Raw genomic sequence first — 19,671 nt, forward strand, 5'->3', positions numbered from 1 at the left:
TATATACATATTAACATAAATTAAGCTTAAAGGAACTTGTGATATAATTGACTTTAATAAATTTCATAGGGGTGATATTCCGTGTCATTAAAAGTGGATAATTTAGTGGGTGGATACTCACGAATTCCAGTCCTAAAAGATGTGTCATTTGACGTAAAAGACGGCGAGTTAGTCGGATTAATCGGTTTGAATGGTGCAGGGAAGTCAACCACAATCAACCATGCCATTGGATTGTTAAGACCATTTTCTGGATCAATTAAGATTAATGGAATCGCAATGCAAGATGATATCGAAGAATATAAAAAGCAAATTGCATATATTCCGGAATTCCCGGTTTTATATAAAGAACTAAATTTAAAAGAACATATTGAAACTACCATTAGGGCTTATGACCTAGATGAACAAGCTGCATGGGAAGATGCTAATAAAATGCTAAAGATGTTTAGATTAGAAAATAAGCTTGAATGGTTCCCCGTTAATTTCTCGAAGGGGATGCGTCAAAAAGTGATGATTCTTTGTGCGTTTATCACTAATGCAAAACTATTCGTCATTGATGAACCATTCTTAGGATTGGATCCGGTCGCAGTAAATGACCTGCTTAATTTAATTGAAGAACAAAAGAAAAAGGGTAGCAGCATCTTAATGTCTACCCACGTATTAGATACGGCTGAAAGATTTTGTGATCGTTTTGTTTTGATTCACAATGGGCAAATCAGAACAGAAGGAAATATTCAAAAGCTACAAGCAGAATTTGGTAGCAAAGATAGTTCCTTAAATGATATTTACTTGAAGCTTGCAAAGGAAGAAGCTAATGAATAGTCTTTTTAATCAGCGTTTGCAATCCCATTTTACGCAAATGTCTAAGTATTTAAGATATGTATTTAATGACTTTTTTGTGATTGCATTAATGTTTATCATTGGTGGAATTGGCTATCAATATGCGATGTTTATTAAGAATCTTCAAGCAGGAAAATGGTGGGAACAACTAGTCTTAGTGGTTGTCTTATTAGTTGTTATGCAACTAAATAATTTGGTCACTTTTGTAAAAAGAGCCGACTTTGTTTTCTGGCTACCAAAAGAAAAAGAATTCTTTGCTTTCCTACGCAGCGGATTAAGATACTCGAAGTCTTTGGCAATCATTGTTCAAATTGTGGCATGGTTTGTCATGATTCCATTTATTGAAAAGGCGATGGTTACTACTAACATTGCTTTGATTTTAATGTTTTTAGTAATCATGGTTGTCTTAAAAATGATGATTTTAAACTTTCAAATGATTGACAACTACCATCACAACGGTAATCTTTTGAACAATAAAGTATTCTACCGCGTGATTGTTCCGTTGGTTGTTGTTGCTTTAGCCACTTATATTAATGTTTATGTGGGTGTGGTAATTGGTATAATGATGTTGATTTTATCGCATTTGCTAGTTGCCAAACTCAAACAACAAAGCATTGATTGGCAAGTTGTTATCGAAAAGACGGAAAGTCATGAAAACAGACTTAATCGCTTCTTCAATATGTTTACAGATGTTGAAAACATGCAAGGAGCAGTTAAGAGACGCGGATATCTTGATCCAGTGTTCAAGATGTTCAATGATGATGTTTATTCAGTCCTATATTCAAGAGGAATAGTTAGAGATAAGGAAATTAGTGGTTTATTGGCCCGGGTTTCTGTTCTAGGGGCAATCATTATTGGGGCAATTAAATTAGAATGGATGGCCATTTTAATTGCATTGCTATTTATGTATTTGATTGTGTTTCAACTGATTCCATACTTTACTAACTTTGAGGATAATGTTTTTACATCGTTGTATCCAATTAATTTTGATCAACAAGTGAAGTCGTTTACAGATGTGATTGGCAAGATAATGATTTTAGTGGTTATCGTATTGATGATTGGTTCAATCTTCATGTTTAATTTATTAGGATCGTTAATGTTATTCTTGGCGTTAGTTATTGAATGGATTTTATTGATTAAAATATATGTACCAAAGAAAATAAAAAAAGCCAGTTCAAATTATTGATGTTGCTTGACGTAGCTATTAAAAAGCCAGTAAAATAGGTAACAGAATAAAAATAGAACATTTGGCAGATTTAATTAGTCAAAACCTTGGTTTTGGCTATTTTTTATGAGGAGGATAATTCGTGAGAGTTAGAAATAAGCCATGGGCAGACGGTTATATCAAAGATAACCAAAAATATATTGTGACTGATCCTGAAAACTGGATTGGCAAATGGTCACAACGTTTTGAAAAAGAACAACCAATTCATATTGAAATTGGAACAGGAAAGGGTCAATTCATCGTTGAAATGGCCAAAAAACATCCTGAAGTTAACTTTTTAGGTATCGAAATCCAAAAGACAGTTATCGCAATTGCTTTAAAAAAGGTAGTTGAAGCTGATTTACCAAACCTACAATTAGTTCATACCGATGGTGCTGGTGTTGATACCTTCTTCGGTAAGCATGAAATTGATACAGTTTACCTAAACTTCTCAGATCCATGGCCAAAGAAGCGTCATGCTAAGAGAAGACTTACTTCACCAACATTCTTGGATAGTTACAAGACAATTCTAAAAGAAGACGCTCCTGTCGTTTTCAAGACTGATAACCGTGGCTTATTTGAATACTCAGTAATTACTTTCAATAATTACGGAATGTACTTTGATTTACTATCACTTGATTTACACAATAGTGAATACATGGAAGACAATGTTGAAACTGAATATGAACACAAGTTTAGTAGCAAAGGCCCAATCTACAAGATTGTTGCTTACTTCAACAAAAAAGAAGACTAATTAATAGCCTTCTTGAAGTTCATTAATCCATTTGAATTGATAGTTAGAATTAATTTCAAAGTATCGTTCAATTATTTCATCGTTTTCTAAAACGTTGATAGCACCAACGTAATCTTTATTGTTATTCTTTTTCATAACCCAGCTACCATAAACTTTACTTTTGTTTAAAGTATTTTTAGCGTGAGTTATTTGTAGGTTAATTTTTTTGATGTGTCTTTCTTGCTTGATTTTTTTAGCAACTAAAACACTAGTGCCGATAACTCCAATGGCAAGGGTTGAAACGATTGCGTTTTTAGACTTAATGATATATCACATCCTTTTTGTATAGGATACATTATATTACATTCAAATTTATAATCAAACTGCATCGAAAATAGCAAGAAATAAGTTATAATAAAGAAAAAATAATTGGAGTGAATAAACATGGAACAATTACCAACAATGAACTTAGATGAATTAAAGAAGACTGTTAGCGATGGCAAGTACATGCTATTCTTCTCAGCTGACTGGTGCCCAGATTGCTCATTTATCAAGCCAGCAATGCCAGAAATCGAAGCAGAATACCCAGATTACAAATTTATCGCAGTTGATCGTGATCAAAACATTGATTTAGCTGCTGATTTAGCAATTTTTGGTATTCCAAGCTTTGTTGCATTCGAAAACGGTGAAGAAATTGGCCGTTATGTAAATAAAGACAGAAAAACAAAGAAACAAGTAGAAGAATTTATCGATTCTCTATAATAATTAATATGTGGAAGGTAAGATTTAATGTTAATTGCAAGTTATAACCCAAAACAAACTGGTGACATTTTAGTTGTCATCTTGGATGAAGATGCCAAAGAACAAAAGGTAGAACAAATTGGTGATGTTGTCAGAATTTCTGATTCAGAAAACGACCACGTTACTGGTTTTAACTTTACTAACGCTTCTGAAGTACTACCACGTCTAAAAGACGTAAACGGTGAAGTTACATTAACTCAAGAAGATTTAGATGCCTTAAACAAGTCATTATCTGATAATGGAATTAAGGACACTATTGAATTAGATAATGATCCAAAGTTTGTTGTGGGATATGTAAAATCTGTTAAAGAACATCCTAAGTCTGACCACCTAAAGATTACTGAAACTGAAATTAATGATGGTAAGACACTACAAATCGTTAGTGGTTCTCCAAACATGCAAGAAGACATTAAGGTTGTTGTTGCCAAAGTTGGTGCAATGATGCCTGATGGACTAATTATTTGGCCGGGTGAATTGAAGGGTGAAGAAAGTAACGGAATGATTTGTTCAGGTCGTGAACTATTAATTCCAAATGCACCACAAAGACCAGGTGCTTTGATTTTACCTAACGATTACCAAGAAGTTGGAGAATCTTTTGATTTTGAGAAAGCTGACACATTATTTTCAAAATAATAAAACAATAGGGGATTTGTAATCTCCTTTATACATAAATTTTTAGATTAAGGATGACGCTTGAATGGAACACTATGACGGACCTGCTTTTTACCGTAAATATAACGTTTTAGGTAAGAACAATGAATTAAAACATAATAATAAGTCTAATAAAAGTGAATCCCGAACTAATAGAGATGCAACTGTAAGACAAAATAATAATTCTGAAGATTATCTTCTACTTAACAGAGACAATCCAATTGCTAAAAGAGCAGCAGCTTTTAAGCCAAGTCACAATTCAACCGGCGGCTCGAAAGTTCAATTCTACCAAAATGAAACTTCTAGCAAATTTAGAAAAATTATGAATCAACTTGATCGTCACAATGATGAATTAATTGGTATGACAAGTGATGATACTGGAGCTATTGATTTAGATCGAGAAGAAATTAACACTTCTGAAGACGAATCAATTGCAACTAGTCAAGCTGATGCAGTTGATAAACAATCAATCGAACAATTTAATGACATAGAAGCTGAACCATATTCAACACCTTACATTGATAGAAGTAAGGCCGCTGAAAGCGAAGCGGAAGCTCAGGAAACAGTTGTTGCTGATAGTGAATCAACCTCTGTAAACGACACTGTTGCTGATGCGACTGATACTTCTAGTAATGAAGTTTCACAAATTGCTGAACAAAGTAGTTCATCTAATCAGTCTTCATTTGATAAGTTTATGGGGATGGTAAATCATGATGCTGATAATCAACTAGACTCAGAATCAGAAAACGATAATGAAGATGACACTCAAACTCATGACTATTACGATGATGAATCTGATAGTGATAATTATGCTACTTCAGATAGTGACGATGTTCTCTCTTCACATGCTGAGGTAAATAATTCATCAGTCGATGGAGATGCTACCCAATTTGTTTCATCTGATTACTATGTTTCAGACAATGGAGAGGAAAGTGCCGAAATTGATGAAACATCAACTGAAACAAGTGGTGATGGCAATAATGAACAGGTCGAAAAAACACAAGAAGAAAAGAGAAATATTGGAAATCATGGACTAGGTCATTCTTTAGCATCAATCTTAAATCAAGAGCAAAACGTGCAAAAAGACTTGTCTATCTTTAATGACCGTCCAGTATCACAATCCAGCGTTGCAGAAGAAGATGATGCACCTGAGGAAGAATATCATCATGATGAAAGTGTATCTGCTGACTACGATGACAAGGGGTACCAATTCCCATCTATGAATTTATTGGAACCATCAGATGAATTTGAAGATGATTCGATGGATGATTGGATTGAAAATCAAGCGGAAATCTTGGATGAAACACTCCGTGCTTTTAATGTGGATGCAAACGTTGTTGATTGGACCAATGGACCAACAGTTACACAATTCCAAATTAAGCTTCAACTAGGGGTTAAGGTAAGTAAGATTACTAACCTAACGGATGACTTGAAACTAGCATTAGCTGCTAAGGACATCAGAATTGAAGCACCAATTCCTGGAAAGACGACTGTAGGTATTGAAATTCCAAATCCAAAACCAAGACCGGTTAGATTGTCCGAAGTATTGGATACTCCACAATTTGAAAAGACAGATAAGCCACTTACTGTTGCTTTAGGGGTGGATCTAACAGGTAAACCTCAAATGACAGACTTGAGCAAGATGCCTCATGGTTTGATTGCCGGGGCAACCGGTTCAGGGAAGAGTGTGTTCTTAAATAGTTTATTAATTTCACTACTATACAAGGCAACTCCTGCACAATTAAAGATGATTCTAATTGATCCTAAGGCCGTTGAAATGGCTCCTTATGATAAATTGCCACACTTACTTTCACCAGTTATTTCAGATCCAAAACAAGCTTCTGCAGCTTTGAAATGGTCTGTTAAGGAAATGGATGAAAGATACGAAAAGCTTGCTGCAGCAGGGGCAAGAAACATTGAACAATTCAATCAAATGGCTGAACAAGCCGGTGAATACACCAAGAAGATGCCTTACATTTTGATTGTTATCGATGAGTTGGCCGATTTGATGATGGTCGCTTCTAACGAAGTTCAAGACTACATCGTTAGAATTACACAAAAGGCCAGAGCGGCAGGGATTCATTTGATTGTTGCTACTCAAAGACCTAGTGTTGATATTATTACTGGTACAATCAAGAACAATATTCCAACCCGTGTTGCCTTCATGGTATCCAGTCAAGTTGATTCTAGAACCATTATTGATACTGCTGGTGCTGAACGATTACTTGGAAAAGGTGATATGTTGTACTTAGGGAATGGAGCAAGTCAATCTGCTCGTTTACAAGGTACATTTGTTACTAACGATGAAATTGAACGAGTAACCGATGAAGTTAGAAAGCAGGGTGAACCTAAGTATGCTTTCCAACCTGATTCATTGCTGAAGAGTGTAAATCAAGTTGAACAACAAGATGAATTGATGCCAGATGTTTTGGAATACATTTCCAATGAAGAAACAGTATCTACATCAAAACTACAAAGAGTCTTCTCAATCGGATACAATCGAGCTGCCAGTTTGATTGACGAGTTAGAGAAGCATAATTATGTATCAGGTCAACATGGCTCCAAACCGAGAGACGTATATTTAACCGAAAGTGATTACAAAAAGTTAAATATTTAAAAAATGGGCGCCATATCAGCTCAAATCTGATATTATAAGATTAATGAGAGATAAAAGGAGCATTTAATTATGGATGCAAAGAAAATATATCACTTTGTCGGTGTTAAAGGTACAGGAATGTCGGCAATGGCAAGAATCCTTAAAGATAGAGGATATGAAGTACAAGGTTCAGACATTGATAAATACACATTTACTCAAGTTGGTCTAGAACAAGCAGGAATTAAAGTACTTCCTTTTAACGTAGATAATATTAAAGAAGGTTTAACTGTAATTGCAGGAAATTCATTTACAGATGATCAACCTGAAATTAAAAAAGCAAGAGAAATGGGATTACCAGTATTTAGATACCATGAATTCCTAGGTGAAATGATTAAAGGACACACTAGTATTGGTGTTTGTGGTGCCCATGGTAAGACAAGTACTACCGGTCTATTGGCCCACGTATTATCAGGAATTGCGCCTACTGATTACCTTATTGGTGATGGTACAGGTAAAGGTGTTCCAAATGCTAGATTCTTTGCATATGAAGCTGATGAATACCGTCGTCACTTCTTAGCAACTAGTCCAGACTATGCAATCATGACTAACATTGACTTCGATCATCCTGATTACTATACAGGAATCGAAGATGTTAAGAGTGCATTCCAAACATTTGCTAACCAAACAAAGAAGGGTATATTTGCTTGGGGTGACGATGAAAACCTAAGAGACATTAAAGCTGATGTTCCAATCTATTACTACGGTACTAGAGAAGACGATGACTTTAGAGCTGTTAACGTCGTTAAGAGCACTTCAGGTTCAGAATTTGATGTTGAATACAAGGGTAAGAAACTAGGTCATTTCCAAATTCACTTATATGGTGAACACAACGTGTTAAACGCATTAGCAGTTATCGCTGTTTCATACTTCGAACACGACAACCTAGATGAAGTTCAACGTGAACTAGAAACTTTCAAGGGTGTTAAGAGACGTTTTGCACAAAGAAAAGTTGCTGACATGACTATTATTGATGACTATGCTCATCATCCATCAGAAATTGACGCAACCATTGATGCTGCAAGACAAGAATACCCAAACAAAAAGATTATTGCGGTATTCCAACCACACACATTTAGTCGTACAATCGCTTACCTAGATGATTTCGCTAAGAGCCTAAACAAGGCTGATGACGTATACATCACTAAGATTTACAGCTCACCACGTGAAAAATCAGGTAAGATTTCAAGTGCTGACTTAGCAAACAAGATTACTAAGAATGGTGGCTTAATTGAAGCCGAGAACATGTCACCATTACTTGAATATCATGACGCTGTTGTTGTATTCATGGGTGCTGGAGATATTCAAAAGTACGAAAGAATCTACGAAAACTTGTTGAATGATGTAACAAATAACATGAATTAAACACTTGTAGTTTCTTACGATTCTGGTAGAATACTTCTAACACATCGTAAACAAGGAGGGCTTATAGATATTATGAATAACTATGATCAAGCTGGACGTCGTTTAGTAAACGATGCATTCGGTATGAACAGATTTTTAACTAAAACATATGGATGGATGACTCTTTCAGTATTAATTTCTGGAATTGTTGCTTACATTGTTGGTGGAACTCTACACATTGTTTTTAGCGGTTTCCCAGCATTAATTGGTTTTATTCTATGGTTTGTGCTAGCTTTTGCTACTCAATCAATGGCTATGCGTAATGCCTTTGCTGGATTTATTATGCTATTGATTTTCTCAGCATTAACTGGTGGACTATTCTCATATGTATTTATGGCATTTAGTTCAACTGCTATTGCCGAAGCATTCTTTACAACAACCATTGATTTTGCTGTAATGGCATTCATTGGTCTTACTACAAAGAAGAGCTTAGATAAGATTGGTACACAAGCAATGGCTGCATTGATTGCTTTATTCATCGTAAGTATCATTAACATGTTCTTACACAATCCACTATTTGATCTATTCATTTCATTTATTGCTGTTATTATCTTTACAGCATTTACTGCTTATGACAGTCAAAAGATTAAAGAATCATTCAATGAATATGGTTCTGAAGTATCTGAAAATGGATTAGCAATTAGTGGAGCAATGGTTTTATACCTAGACTTTATTAACCTATTCTTAAACTTATTAAGCATTTTTGGAATTGGTGACAATAACAGATAATAAAAAAGATGGTGTTTATACAACACCATCTTTTTTATTTTTTATATAATATAATATGCGTGCATGTTAAAATTAAATTATCGAAGAAAACGGTAAGGAGAATTATATGTCTGATAAGAGATTATTATTAATCGATGGAAATAGTATTACTTATAAAGCCTTCTTTGCTTTAATTAAATTAGTAGATCGTTTTACTAATAACGAAGGGGTACATACTAACGCAATTTATGGTTTCAATAACATGTTAAATATTATGTTAGATAAAGTGAAGCCTACCCATGTTCTGGTAGCCTTTGATGCCGGAAAAACTACATTTAGAACAGAAATGTACTCTGATTACAAGGCTGGTAGAGACAAGACTCCTGAAGAGTTAGTTGAACAATTCGACTATGTAAAAGAACTTCTAAAAAATCGTGGTATTAAATATTACCAATTAAATAATTACGAAGCAGATGACATTATCGGTACACTTTCAAAGCAAGCAGATAGTTTAGGCTTCGACACAACCATTGTAACTGGTGATAATGATTTAACTCAATTATGTTCAGATAAGACAACTGTATCGATTTCTAACCGTGGAGTGTCAGGTGTTGTTAGATACGATACTGACTATGTAAAAGAAACAATGGGAATTACCCCTGACCAAATTATTGATTGGAAAGCTTTAAAAGGTGATTCATCCGATAATTATTCTGGTGTTACTGGTGTAGGAGATAAGACATCCCTAAAACTAGTTAAACAATTTGGCAGCGTTGAAAATCTTTACGACCATCTTGATGAAGTTTCTGGTAAGAAACTAAAGGAACACCTAATTGAAGATAAGGATGAAGCTTTCCTAGCTAAAAAGTTAGCTAGAATCAACCGTGAAGCCCCAATCGAGATTTCAATTGATGATACAGAATATGAAGGGGATCATCTAGACGATTTAATCGCATTTTATCGTCAAATGAACTTTAGAAAATTCCTTAGTGAAATGAACACCACTCAAAATGCAAATATGAAGGATATTGAATACGTTGAAGTAAAAGACGATACTTTATCTGAAATTGGTAATCAAGACAGCGACAAGGTGACATTTTACCTTGGTATGGATGGAGACAATTATCATGATGCTCCATTCATAGGGTTTGCTCTAAAGATTAACGATAAGATTTATGTATCAAACGATGTTGAATATCTAAAGAGTGATCAGATTAAACAAATCATTGAAAGTAATGATGTTAAAAAAGATGTATTTGATGCTAAAAGAACCTATGTTGGTTTAAACCGTTTAGGTATTACATTAAACGCCGTTGATTTTGATTTATTGCTATCTTCATACCTATTGGACACAAATGACAATAGCAATGATTTAGGCAAGGTTGCTAATCGTCATGATTATTTTGATGTTCAATCAGATGATGATGTATATGGTAAGGGCGCTAAGCGTGAAATTCCTGAAGGCAAAAAGTTATTTAACCATTTCGCTAGAAAATTAAATGCTATCGATGCATTAAGAGATAAGCTATTTGATGGTTTAAAGGAAAACAACCAATGGGACCTATATACAGATGTTGAATTGCCTTTGACATTTGTGTTAGCTAGAATGGAAATTGCTGGTGTTGTAGTTGATAAAGATGTTCTAAACGAAATGCAAAGCAAACTTTCTGAACGTTTAGAAGAAATCAAACAAACTATCTATAACGATGCTGGTGAAGAATTCAATATTGCATCCCCTAAACAACTTGGTGTAATTCTATTTGAAAAATTACAATTACCCGTAATTAAGAAGACTAAGACAGGTTATTCAACAGCCGTGGGCGTGTTGGAACAACTAGCTCCAGACTATCCAATTGTTGAAGCGATTCTTGAATATCGTCAACTATCCAAAATTCTATCAACCTATGTTGAAGGATTATTGTCTGATATTCATGGGGATGGCAAGGTCCATACTAGATACCTTCAAACGCTTACTCAAACGGGAAGATTATCATCTGTAGATCCTAATTTACAAAACATCCCTGTTAGAACTGAAGAAGGTCGTAAAATCAGACAAGCATTCGTGCCTAGTCACGATAACTATCAAATTTTCTCATCCGATTATTCTCAAATCGAATTGAGAGTCCTTGCTTCTATCTCTGGTGACAAGAATATGCAAGACGAATTCATCCATAATGATGATATTCATGCATCAACAGCCAGAAGAATCTTTGGACTAAAGGATAATAGTGAGGTTACTCCTGAACTTCGTCGTCAAGCTAAGGCCGTTAACTTCGGAATTGTTTATGGGATTTCCGATTTTGGTTTAGCAAAGAATACTGGTATCAGTAGAAAAGACGCAAAGGAATTCATCGAAAAGTATTTTGCTGAATATCCTGGAGTAAAACAATACATGGATGACAGCGTTAAAAGTGCGAAGGAAAATGGTTATGTAGAAACCATCCTTCACCGTAGACGTTATCTTCCAGACATTAATTCAAAGAACTTTAACCTAAGATCATTTGCAGAAAGAACAGCAATGAACTCACCAATTCAAGGTAGCGCTGCTGATATCATCAAGATTGCAATGATTAAGATGGAAAACGAATTAAAGAAACGTGGCATGAAAGCCAAAATGTTATTACAAGTGCATGATGAATTGATTTTTGAAGCACCTGATGAAGAAATTGAAGTATTAAGCGAATTAGTACCAAAGGTAATGGATTCTGCAGTTGAACTTAACGTTCCACTAAATGTTAAGAGCCATTACGGTAAAAACTGGTACAGCTTGAAATAAATTAAGTGAGGTTTAATGATATGCCTGAATTACCTGAAGTAGAAACTGTTAGAAGAGGTCTTACTAACTTAGTGGAAAGTGCTAAGGTTAAGACAATTGATGTATTATATCCCAAAATGATTAATGTTAGTGCAAAGGAATTCAAGGATACTCTAGAAGGCCACACTATTAATCGTATTGATCGTCGTGGTAAATACCTATTATTCAGATTTGATAACGAAATGACTTTGGTATCACATCTAAGAATGGAAGGTAAGTATGATGTAGAACCAGATGGAACTGAACCAACTAAACATACTCATATTATTTTCCATATGGATGACGACCGTGAACTAAGATACAAAGATAGTCGTAAGTTCGGCCGAATGTACTTAGTTAAAAATGGTGATGAAAAGACCCTTTCTGGTTTAGGCACAATTGGTCCTGAACCAACAGATGAAACTCTAACATTTGATTACATGAAATCAATCATGAACAAAGCTAGAGGAAAAATTAAGCCATTTTTACTAAACCAAAGTAATATTGCTGGATTAGGTAATATTTACTGTGACGAAGTTTTATGGTTGACCAAGATCCACCCTGAAACTCAAACTAATTTAATTACTGATGAAGAAATTGAAGAATTAAGAAAGAACATTATTGCAGAAATAAAAATGGCAATTAAGGGACATGGAACTACTGTTCACTCTTATTCAAACGCATATGGAGAAGCTGGATCATTCCAAAACCATCTACATGTGTATGGTAGAAAAGGTGAACCTTGTGAACGTTGTGATACCTTATTGGAAAAGATTAAGGTGGCTCAACGAGGCACAACATTCTGTCCTAACTGTCAAAGAAAAGTGGTTGAATAACATGACAAGAGTAATTGGTTTGACTGGCGGAATTGCTACCGGAAAATCAACAGTGTCTGAGTATCTAGCAAGTGTTGGATATGAAATCATTGACGCCGATAAAATTACTCACCAGGTTCAATCAAAAGGCAGCAAGGGTCTAGAGGCTATTGCTGCCTTTTTTGGTAAAGATATTATCAAAGACGATGGTGAGTTAAATCGACAAAAATTAGGATCAATTGTTTTTAATGACAAGTCTAAGTTAATTGAATTAACTAGAATTATTGATCCATACATCCGCAGTGAAGTAATTAGAAGAATTGATGAATCAAAAAATGATGTTGTCATTTTAGATGCTCCGACTCTGTTTGAAAATGGTTATCACTTCATGTGTGACGATATCATCAGCGTTGTCTGCGATGGAAATGAACAAGAAAAACGTTTGATGGAACGTGATTCTCTATCAAAAGAAGAAGCAGATTCAAGAATTAAGAGCCAATGGCCTTTAAAAATTAAGGCAGAATTGTCCACTTATGTGATTGATAGTAATGGAAGCATTATGCAAACACGCAATCAAGTGGTAAAATTGTTTAATAACATAGATTAATTGAGGTGAAACATATGCAATGTCCTCATTGCCATAAAAACTCTTCAAGAGTAGTTGACAGTCGTCCTGCCGAAAATGGACAGGTCATCAGACGTCGACGTGAATGTGAAAATTGTAATTACAGATATACAACATTTGAAAGAATTGAACAAACACCATTATTAGTTATTAAGAACAACGGCAATCGTGAAGAATTTGATCACGAAAAGATTCTTCGTGGAATTATTCGTTCTGCTGAAAAACGTCCAGTGCCAATGGACGCAATGACATCTATCGCAGATAAGGTTGAAAACCGTATCCGTTCTTTAGGTGAAAACGAAGTATCTAGTCAACTAATTGGTGAATACGTGATGAAAGAACTAGTGAATGTCGATGAAATTGCCTATATTCGATTTGCCAGTGTTTATCGTCAATTTAAAGATATGACAGTCTTTTATAATGAATTAAAAGAGGTACTAGATAAGGACCAAAAAAATAAGAAATAGCGGGGAATTAATATGACAGATCAATGGCGAGAGGTAGATCCTCTATCCAAGTTTATATTGTTGGCAGATGATGATTTATCTGACTTACAAAGAACTTCTTTGGATGTTTTATATCAACCAATCATTGGTGTCTTGCCATATGCTTTGATTAACAATTTTTGGCGTATGAGTCATGAAAAGAAGACACATCAAGCACATAGTCATTTTGAAACCTTGTCTTATTTGAGTGTCGATATGAAATCATTTTATGATGCCCGTTTGAGATTAGAAGCGGCTGGATTGATGAAGACATATATCAAGAATAACGAAAGCAACGAAAAACAATACGTTTATCGTTTAGTTAGTCCGCTATCTGTTAATGATTTCTTTATGGATGATTTATTAAGCGTTTCACTATTACAAGTTATTGGTGAAGATAGATACGTTGATTTATATAATGAATTTATCAGACCTGGATTTGATTTATCAGAATATAAAGACGTTTCAAGAAACTTCCTTCAAGTATTTAATATTCGCGATAGCGAAGTTACCAATACACCAAAGGCAGTTCAACAAGTAAAAAATAGTATTAATGATAATAGTAATGACGTTAAATCAGGTCCAGTCATTGAAAAAAGTGATGATTTTGACTTCAATTTACTATTAGATATGCTAAATCAGTCGTATGTTAATACATCTGATGTTAAGAAGAATATCAATTTGATAAATTCAGAGCATCAATTGTACGGTATTGATGAAATTGAAATGGCTAAATTGATTGAAAAGGCAACTAATGTTACCAATAACGTCTTTGACCCAAACAACTTTAAGATTTTAGTATCTAGACAATTTCAATCAAACGCGGCTAACATATCTCGTCAGACAACCAATGATGAAAAATCCACTGAGACAGATAGTAATGATTTGAATGCTCAAGAAAAGCAATTGATTCAATCAGCTAGTGAATATGCACCAATCGAATTTTTAAACTATCTAAAGACTGCCAAAGGTGGTTATGTTCACAGCAATGAGGAACGCATGATTTCTGATTTGGTATCTAGACAAATTCTCAAACCAGAAGTAATCAACATGATTGTTTATCATCTACTAATTGATCAAGAGAAGTCCGGTTTAAATAAGAATCTATTTGAAGCAATTGCTGATAATTGGTCACAAAACAATGTTACCAATGCAAGTAAGGCGATTACTTTCATCAAGAACAGACAAAAAGAATTAAATAAACCTAGAAAGCCACGTTTCAACAACAATCGTAAGATGACGGTTAAAGAAACACTTCCTGATTGGGCAAAAGACGACGAAAAGCCAAAGGAATATGGTAAGGTTAACGAAGATAAGAAAAAAGAACTAGAAGCGAGAATTCAAAAGCTTCGTAATAGTAGAAAAGAGGGTAGAGAATGAAAAACTTAAGTGATGAATTTGCCAAGACTTTAAGCAAGCCAAAATACAATGAACGATATCAACAATCAGTTAATGCTGTTTTGAATAACGAAGATGTTAAGTCATTTTTGAACAAGCACAAAGATGAGTTGGAAGACGATGTTGTGAAGCGCTCAATGTCTAAATTATATGAATTTGTTCAAGAGAATAACAAACTAAAGAACAATCAACCCACAACGATTCCCGGATATACTCCAGTACTAGTTGTTAATAAGGGATTGGTTGATATCTCATATGTTCCTACACAAGAAACTAAGGATAATATGAAGAAGGCCAAAGTACTTAAACGAATTCATGCGGTTGCAATGCCAAAGAATATTAAGAACGTCTCCTTAGATCAATTTGATTTAAGTGAAAATGACTATCGCATGAATGCGATGGGATTGGTTACTGATTTCATTGAGGAATATACCAATACTCCTAAGAAGTGGCATCAGGGGATGTATCTATATGGTGAATTTGGTGTTGGAAAAACATTCTTAATGGCTGCCATGGCCAATGAATTGGCTAAGAATGGTTTTGAAGTAACACTTGTTCATTTCCCAAGTTTTGCTGTTGAAATGAAGAGTGCAATTTCAAGTAACTTGGTTGCTGACAAACTAGATGCAATTAAGAAGACACCGGTCTTAATCTTAGATGATATTGGTGCTGATTCTATGTCATCATGGGTAAGGGATGATATCTTGGGTGTTATTCTTGAATACAGAATGCAAAACTCACTAAGCACATTCTTTACTTCAAACTTCTCAATGCAACAATTTGAAGAAGAACACCTAGCTATTAACAATAAGGGTGATGTAGAACCACTTAAGGCTAAACGAATCATGCAACGTGTTCACTACTTAGCAAAAGAAGTAGGGATGTTTGGCCAAAATCGTCGTCCACAATAATTAATGCTTGACAATTTAGGCGTGACTGTCGATAATAAAGACAGTTGATAAAAGACATGATTTTAAATCTCGACTTACAGGGAGAGGATACATTTGCTGGAAGTATCTTCATGTTCAGGTTTGAAGTTACCACTTTTATTTTAAATCAGAGGAAAATTCTGAATCGGGTTGTTTCGTTATAGACTATTATGAGGCCTATTTGTTTGTGCAAATAGGTAGAATTCGGGTGGAACCACGTTATTAACGTCCCTAGTGTCTATTTATTTAGATGCTAGGGACTTTTTTGTTTCTATTCGAAAATTACACAAGGGAGTGCTCTATTATGGCAAAGATTTCATTTGAATTTCCTGACGGTAGCGTAAAAGAATTCGATCAGGGAGTAACTACTGAAGATATCGCTAAATCAATCTCAATTAGTTTAGCTAAGAAATCAGTAGCTGGTAAGATTGACGGAAAAATGGTTGAAATTGATTTACCACTTGAAAAAGGTGGCAAGATTGAAATCGTTACAAAAGATACAGAAGATGGTCTAAAGGTTCTACGCCAAACAGCTTCACAATTATTAAAAGCTGCCCTTGCTGACCAATTTAATAACATCCAATTTGGTGAAAGTACTTCTGACGAAGATGGTTTCTTCGTTGATACAGACAAACGTGACTCACAAGTTAGTGCCGATGAACTACCACAAGTAGAAGAACGTATTAACAAAATGGTTTCAGACAATGTAAAAATCGAAAGAAAAGTATTATCTCTAAAAGATGCTTTAAAGCAAGTTGATGGAGATCCATACCAAGCTAAGTTAGTTAACGAACTAGCTAAAGATGGTCAAGTTGTCTTCTACCAAATCGGTGACTACCTAGGTTTAGGTGAAGGTGTTGTATTACCAGAAGCTAAGGCTGTTAAGGAATACAAGTTACTTTCAGTTGCCGGTGCATACTGGGAAGGTAAATCATCAAACCCAATGCTACAAAGAATCTTCGCTACAGCATTCTACAAGAAAGCTGATTTAGAAGAAGATCTAAAGAGAAGACAAGAAGCTAAAGAAAGAGACCACAGAGTTATCGGAAACAAGTTAGACTTATTCTTCGTTGACCCTAAGGTTGGTGCTGGTTTAGCTTACTGGATGCCAAATGGTGCTACTATCCGTCGTGTTGTTGAAAGATACATCATCGATAAGGAATTAGCTAACGGTTACCAACATGTTATTACACCAGTTCTAATGAACCTAGATGCATACAAGACATCTGGTCACTGGCAACACTACCGTGAAGACATGTTCCCACCAATGGACATGGGTGATGGTGAAGAACTAGAACTACGTCCTATGAACTGTCCTAGTCACATCCAAATCTTCAAGCACCACATTCGTTCATACCGTGAACTACCAATGAGAATTGCCGAACTTGGTATGATGCACAGATACGAAAAATCAGGTGCTTTATCAGGTCTACAACGTGTTCGTGAAATGACTCTAAATGATGGTCACACATTCTTAAGACTAGACCAAATTCAAGACGAATTTAAGAAGGTTCTTGGTTTAATGGTTGAAGTATACAAAGACTTCGATATTAAGAACTACCACTTCAGATTAAGTTACAGAGATCCTAAGAACACTGAAAAGTACTTTGATGATGAAGAAATGTGGAGCAAGTCACAATCAATGCTTAAGGGTGCCATGGATGATCTTGGCCTAGACTACGTTGAAGCCGAAGGTGAAGCAGCATTCTACGGTCCTAAGCTTGATGTTCAAACTTACACTGCAATGGGTAATGAAGAAACTCTATCAACTATTCAATTAGACTTCATGCTACCTGAAAGATTTGATCTACACTACGTTGGTGAAGATGGTGAAGAACACCGTCCTGTTATGATGCACCGTGGTTTAGTTTCAACTATGGAAAGATTCATTGCTTACCTAATCGAAGTATACAAGGGTGCATTCCCAACTTGGTTAGCTCCAAAGCAAGTTAAAGTTATCCCAGTAAGTATGGAAAAATACGGTGACTACGCTAAGGAAGTTAACAGCAAGTTAGCTGCATTAGGTATCCGTACAAGTGTTGACGACAGAAACGAAAAGATGGGTTACTTAATTCGTGATGCTCAAACTAACAAGATTCCATACACAATCGTTGTTGGTGAAAGCGAAATGAACTCAAACCAAGTTTCTGTACGTAAGTACGGTGAACAAGATAGTGAAAGTCTAAGTCTTGATGACTTCATCAAAGAAATTCAAGAAGACATTAGTAACTATTCAAGAGAAAAATAATAAATGTTATTGACATGTACCACTCATGTGGTATTATATAAGTAACGAAAAAGCAGAAGCATCCCGCTTCTCGCCTGAGTGATCTAAAGAGATGGCTAGGCATGATATCGGATTAACCTTTGATTTAATGTTCAAAGGACGAAAAGCGGGTGCTCAATTGTGGGCATCCGCTTTTTTCTGCTTTTTAATATACTTGGAGGTGAATTACCATAGCAAACGATATGATGGTTAATGATGGAATTCGAGCTCGCGAAGTTCGTTTAATTGGTGCTGATGGTGATCAATTAGGTATTAAGTCAAAGGACGAAGCAATGCAAATTGCTGAAGCTGCTGGATTAGATCTAGTAGTTGTTGCTCCAAAGGCTAAGCCAATGGTTGCTAAAGTTATCGATTACGGAAAATACCGTTTCGAACAACAAAAGAAAGCTCGTCTATCTCGTAAGAAGCAAAAGGTAGTTAGTGTTAAGGAAATTAGATTAAGTCCAACTATTGATACTAATGATTTTAATACTAAGTTGAAGAGAGCTAAGACATTCATCGCAAAAGGTGAAAAAGTTCGAGTTTCAATTCGCTTTAAGGGACGTGCCATCACACATAAGGAAATTGGTCGTGATGTTTTAAACAGAATGGCAGATTCTACATCAGATGTTGCTAGCGTTACTCAACGAGCAAAAATGGATGGAAGAAGTATGTTCCTAATGCTCGCACCTAAGTCAAGCGATAAAAATTAGATAGTATTTTTATAATACTTAAGTTAAATTAAGGGAGGATTTTTTCAATGCCAAAGACTAAATCAAATCGTGCAATTGCAAAGCGTTTCAAGAAAACTGCTAAGGGTGGTTTAAAGAGTGCTAACGCATTCACAAGTCACCGTTTCCACGGTAAGACAAAGAAACAACGTCGTAACCTACGTGGTACAAGCATGGTAAACGATACATTAGCAAGCAAATACACAAAGATGTTTTAATTAATACTTTTAAGTAAGACATAATTTAGGAGGATTTAAATATGCCAAGAGTTAAGGGTGGAACAGTTACTCATGCACGTCGTAAGCGTGTTTTAAAAGAAGCTAAAGGTTACCGTGAAGGTAAGCACAGTCTATTCAAGACTGCTAAAGATCAAGTTATGAAGTCACGTGAATACGCATTCCGTGATCGTCGAGCAAACAAAGGAAACTTCAGAAGATTATGGATTGCTCGTATCAATGCTGCTGCTCGTATGAACGGTCTAAGCTACAGCAAGTTAATGCACGGTTTGAAACTTTCAAACATTGAAATGAACCGTAAGATGCTAGCTGACTTAGCAGTTAACGATGAAAAAGCATTTGCTTCATTAGCAGAAACTGCAAAGAAAGCTATTAAATAGTCTATAAAAACTTTCACCACT

19 protein-coding genes and 1 other annotated feature are annotated in these 19,671 nt (G+C 35.2%); of the genes, 18 read left to right on the forward strand and 1 reads right to left on the reverse strand.

The genetic code is table 11. The annotated features are described in order from the left end of the window. Nucleotides 1-81 precede the first annotated feature (81 nt). The 3 genes from JUD45_RS03965 (at nt 82) to trmB (ending at nt 2,795) form a co-directional block, all read left to right on the forward strand. Complete coding sequence (locus JUD45_RS03965) at nt 82-819, forward strand: ABC transporter ATP-binding protein (RefSeq protein WP_203619711.1); 738 nt, start codon at nt 82-84, stop codon at nt 817-819. After that, entirely contained in the window at nt 812-2,023 is a 1,212-nt protein-coding gene (locus tag JUD45_RS03970) for an ABC transporter permease (protein ID WP_203619712.1), read from the forward strand. The genes JUD45_RS03965 and JUD45_RS03970 overlap by 8 nt, the downstream gene beginning before the upstream one ends. Before the next feature lie 121 nt (nt 2,024-2,144). Then, entirely contained in the window at nt 2,145-2,795 is a 651-nt protein-coding gene (trmB, locus tag JUD45_RS03975) for a tRNA (guanosine(46)-N7)-methyltransferase TrmB (RefSeq protein WP_034531218.1), read from the forward strand. Here trmB and JUD45_RS07065 read toward each other — a convergent pair whose 3' ends face one another. Further along, complete coding sequence (locus JUD45_RS07065; protein WP_263971962.1) at nt 2,796-2,930, reverse strand: hypothetical protein; 135 nt, start codon at nt 2,928-2,930, stop codon at nt 2,796-2,798. It abuts the gene before it with no gap. A gap of 288 nt (nt 2,931-3,218) precedes the next feature. Here JUD45_RS07065 and JUD45_RS03980 point away from each other — a divergent pair, with 288 nt between their 5' ends. The 15 genes from JUD45_RS03980 to rplT all read left to right on the forward strand — a co-directional run bounded on the left by JUD45_RS03980 (nt 3,219) and on the right by rplT (nt 19,650). Then, nucleotides 3,219-3,536, forward strand: a complete 318-nt coding sequence (locus JUD45_RS03980; protein WP_034531217.1) for a thioredoxin family protein — start codon at nt 3,219-3,221, stop codon at nt 3,534-3,536. Between the two features lie 27 nt (nt 3,537-3,563). Beyond that, the gene (gene ytpR, locus JUD45_RS03985; RefSeq protein WP_203619713.1) at nt 3,564-4,208 is read left to right on the forward strand and encodes a YtpR family tRNA-binding protein; all 645 of its coding nucleotides are present in this window, start codon (nt 3,564-3,566) and stop codon (nt 4,206-4,208) included. Nucleotides 4,209-4,272: 64 nt separating this feature from the next. Beyond that, on the forward strand, nt 4,273-6,843 hold the full coding sequence (locus JUD45_RS03990) for a DNA translocase FtsK (RefSeq protein ID WP_203619714.1): 2,571 nt from the start codon (nt 4,273-4,275) through the stop codon (nt 6,841-6,843). A 69-nt stretch (nt 6,844-6,912) separates the two neighbouring features. Beyond that, nucleotides 6,913-8,244, forward strand: coding sequence for a UDP-N-acetylmuramate--L-alanine ligase (gene murC, locus JUD45_RS03995; RefSeq protein WP_034531212.1), 1,332 nt, complete (start codon nt 6,913-6,915; stop codon nt 8,242-8,244). A gap of 72 nt (nt 8,245-8,316) precedes the next feature. After that, nucleotides 8,317-9,012: a Bax inhibitor-1/YccA family protein gene (locus JUD45_RS04000; RefSeq protein WP_203619715.1), complete on the forward strand. Its 696-nt coding sequence runs from the start codon at nt 8,317-8,319 to the stop codon at nt 9,010-9,012. A 106-nt stretch (nt 9,013-9,118) separates the two neighbouring features. Beyond that, nucleotides 9,119-11,767 carry a DNA polymerase I gene (gene polA, locus JUD45_RS04005; RefSeq protein WP_203619716.1) on the forward strand — a complete coding sequence of 883 codons (2,649 nt, stop codon included), beginning with the start codon at nt 9,119-9,121 and terminating at the stop codon, nt 11,765-11,767. A 20-nt stretch (nt 11,768-11,787) separates the two neighbouring features. Then, entirely contained in the window at nt 11,788-12,621 is an 834-nt protein-coding gene (gene mutM, locus JUD45_RS04010; RefSeq protein ID WP_053795375.1) for a bifunctional DNA-formamidopyrimidine glycosylase/DNA-(apurinic or apyrimidinic site) lyase, read from the forward strand. 1 nt (nt 12,622) lies between these two features. Continuing rightward, nucleotides 12,623-13,207: a dephospho-CoA kinase gene (gene coaE, locus JUD45_RS04015; RefSeq protein ID WP_203619717.1), complete on the forward strand. Its 585-nt coding sequence runs from the start codon at nt 12,623-12,625 to the stop codon at nt 13,205-13,207. A 14-nt stretch (nt 13,208-13,221) separates the two neighbouring features. Further along, nucleotides 13,222-13,692, forward strand: coding sequence for a transcriptional regulator NrdR (gene nrdR, locus JUD45_RS04020; RefSeq protein WP_034531205.1), 471 nt, complete (start codon nt 13,222-13,224; stop codon nt 13,690-13,692). 12 nt (nt 13,693-13,704) lie between these two features. Continuing rightward, entirely contained in the window at nt 13,705-15,090 is a 1,386-nt protein-coding gene (locus JUD45_RS04025; RefSeq protein WP_203619718.1) for a replication initiation and membrane attachment family protein, read from the forward strand. Beyond that, on the forward strand, nt 15,087-16,019 hold the full coding sequence (gene dnaI, locus JUD45_RS04030) for a primosomal protein DnaI (RefSeq protein ID WP_203619719.1): 933 nt from the start codon (nt 15,087-15,089) through the stop codon (nt 16,017-16,019). Before JUD45_RS04025 ends, dnaI begins: the two co-directional genes overlap by 4 nt. Before the next feature lie 322 nt (nt 16,020-16,341). Next, nucleotides 16,342-18,285, forward strand: a complete 1,944-nt coding sequence (thrS, locus tag JUD45_RS04035) for a threonine--tRNA ligase (RefSeq protein ID WP_203619720.1) — start codon at nt 16,342-16,344, stop codon at nt 18,283-18,285. Between the two features lie 44 nt (nt 18,286-18,329). Continuing rightward, nucleotides 18,330-18,470 (forward strand) — a sequence feature (ribosomal protein L20 leader region). Nucleotides 18,471-18,506: 36 nt separating this feature from the next. Continuing rightward, nucleotides 18,507-19,016: a translation initiation factor IF-3 gene (gene infC / locus JUD45_RS04040; RefSeq protein ID WP_034533640.1), complete on the forward strand. Its 510-nt coding sequence runs from the start codon at nt 18,507-18,509 to the stop codon at nt 19,014-19,016. Between the two features lie 47 nt (nt 19,017-19,063). Continuing rightward, nucleotides 19,064-19,252: a 50S ribosomal protein L35 gene (gene rpmI / locus JUD45_RS04045; RefSeq protein ID WP_034531197.1), complete on the forward strand. Its 189-nt coding sequence runs from the start codon at nt 19,064-19,066 to the stop codon at nt 19,250-19,252. A 41-nt stretch (nt 19,253-19,293) separates the two neighbouring features. Continuing rightward, on the forward strand, nt 19,294-19,650 hold the full coding sequence (gene rplT / locus JUD45_RS04050) for a 50S ribosomal protein L20 (RefSeq protein WP_034531196.1): 357 nt from the start codon (nt 19,294-19,296) through the stop codon (nt 19,648-19,650). Nucleotides 19,651-19,671 lie beyond the last annotated feature (21 nt).

It is taken from the genome of Apilactobacillus nanyangensis, assembly GCF_016861915.1.
Lineage (GTDB): Bacteria > Bacillota > Bacilli > Lactobacillales > Lactobacillaceae > Apilactobacillus > Apilactobacillus nanyangensis.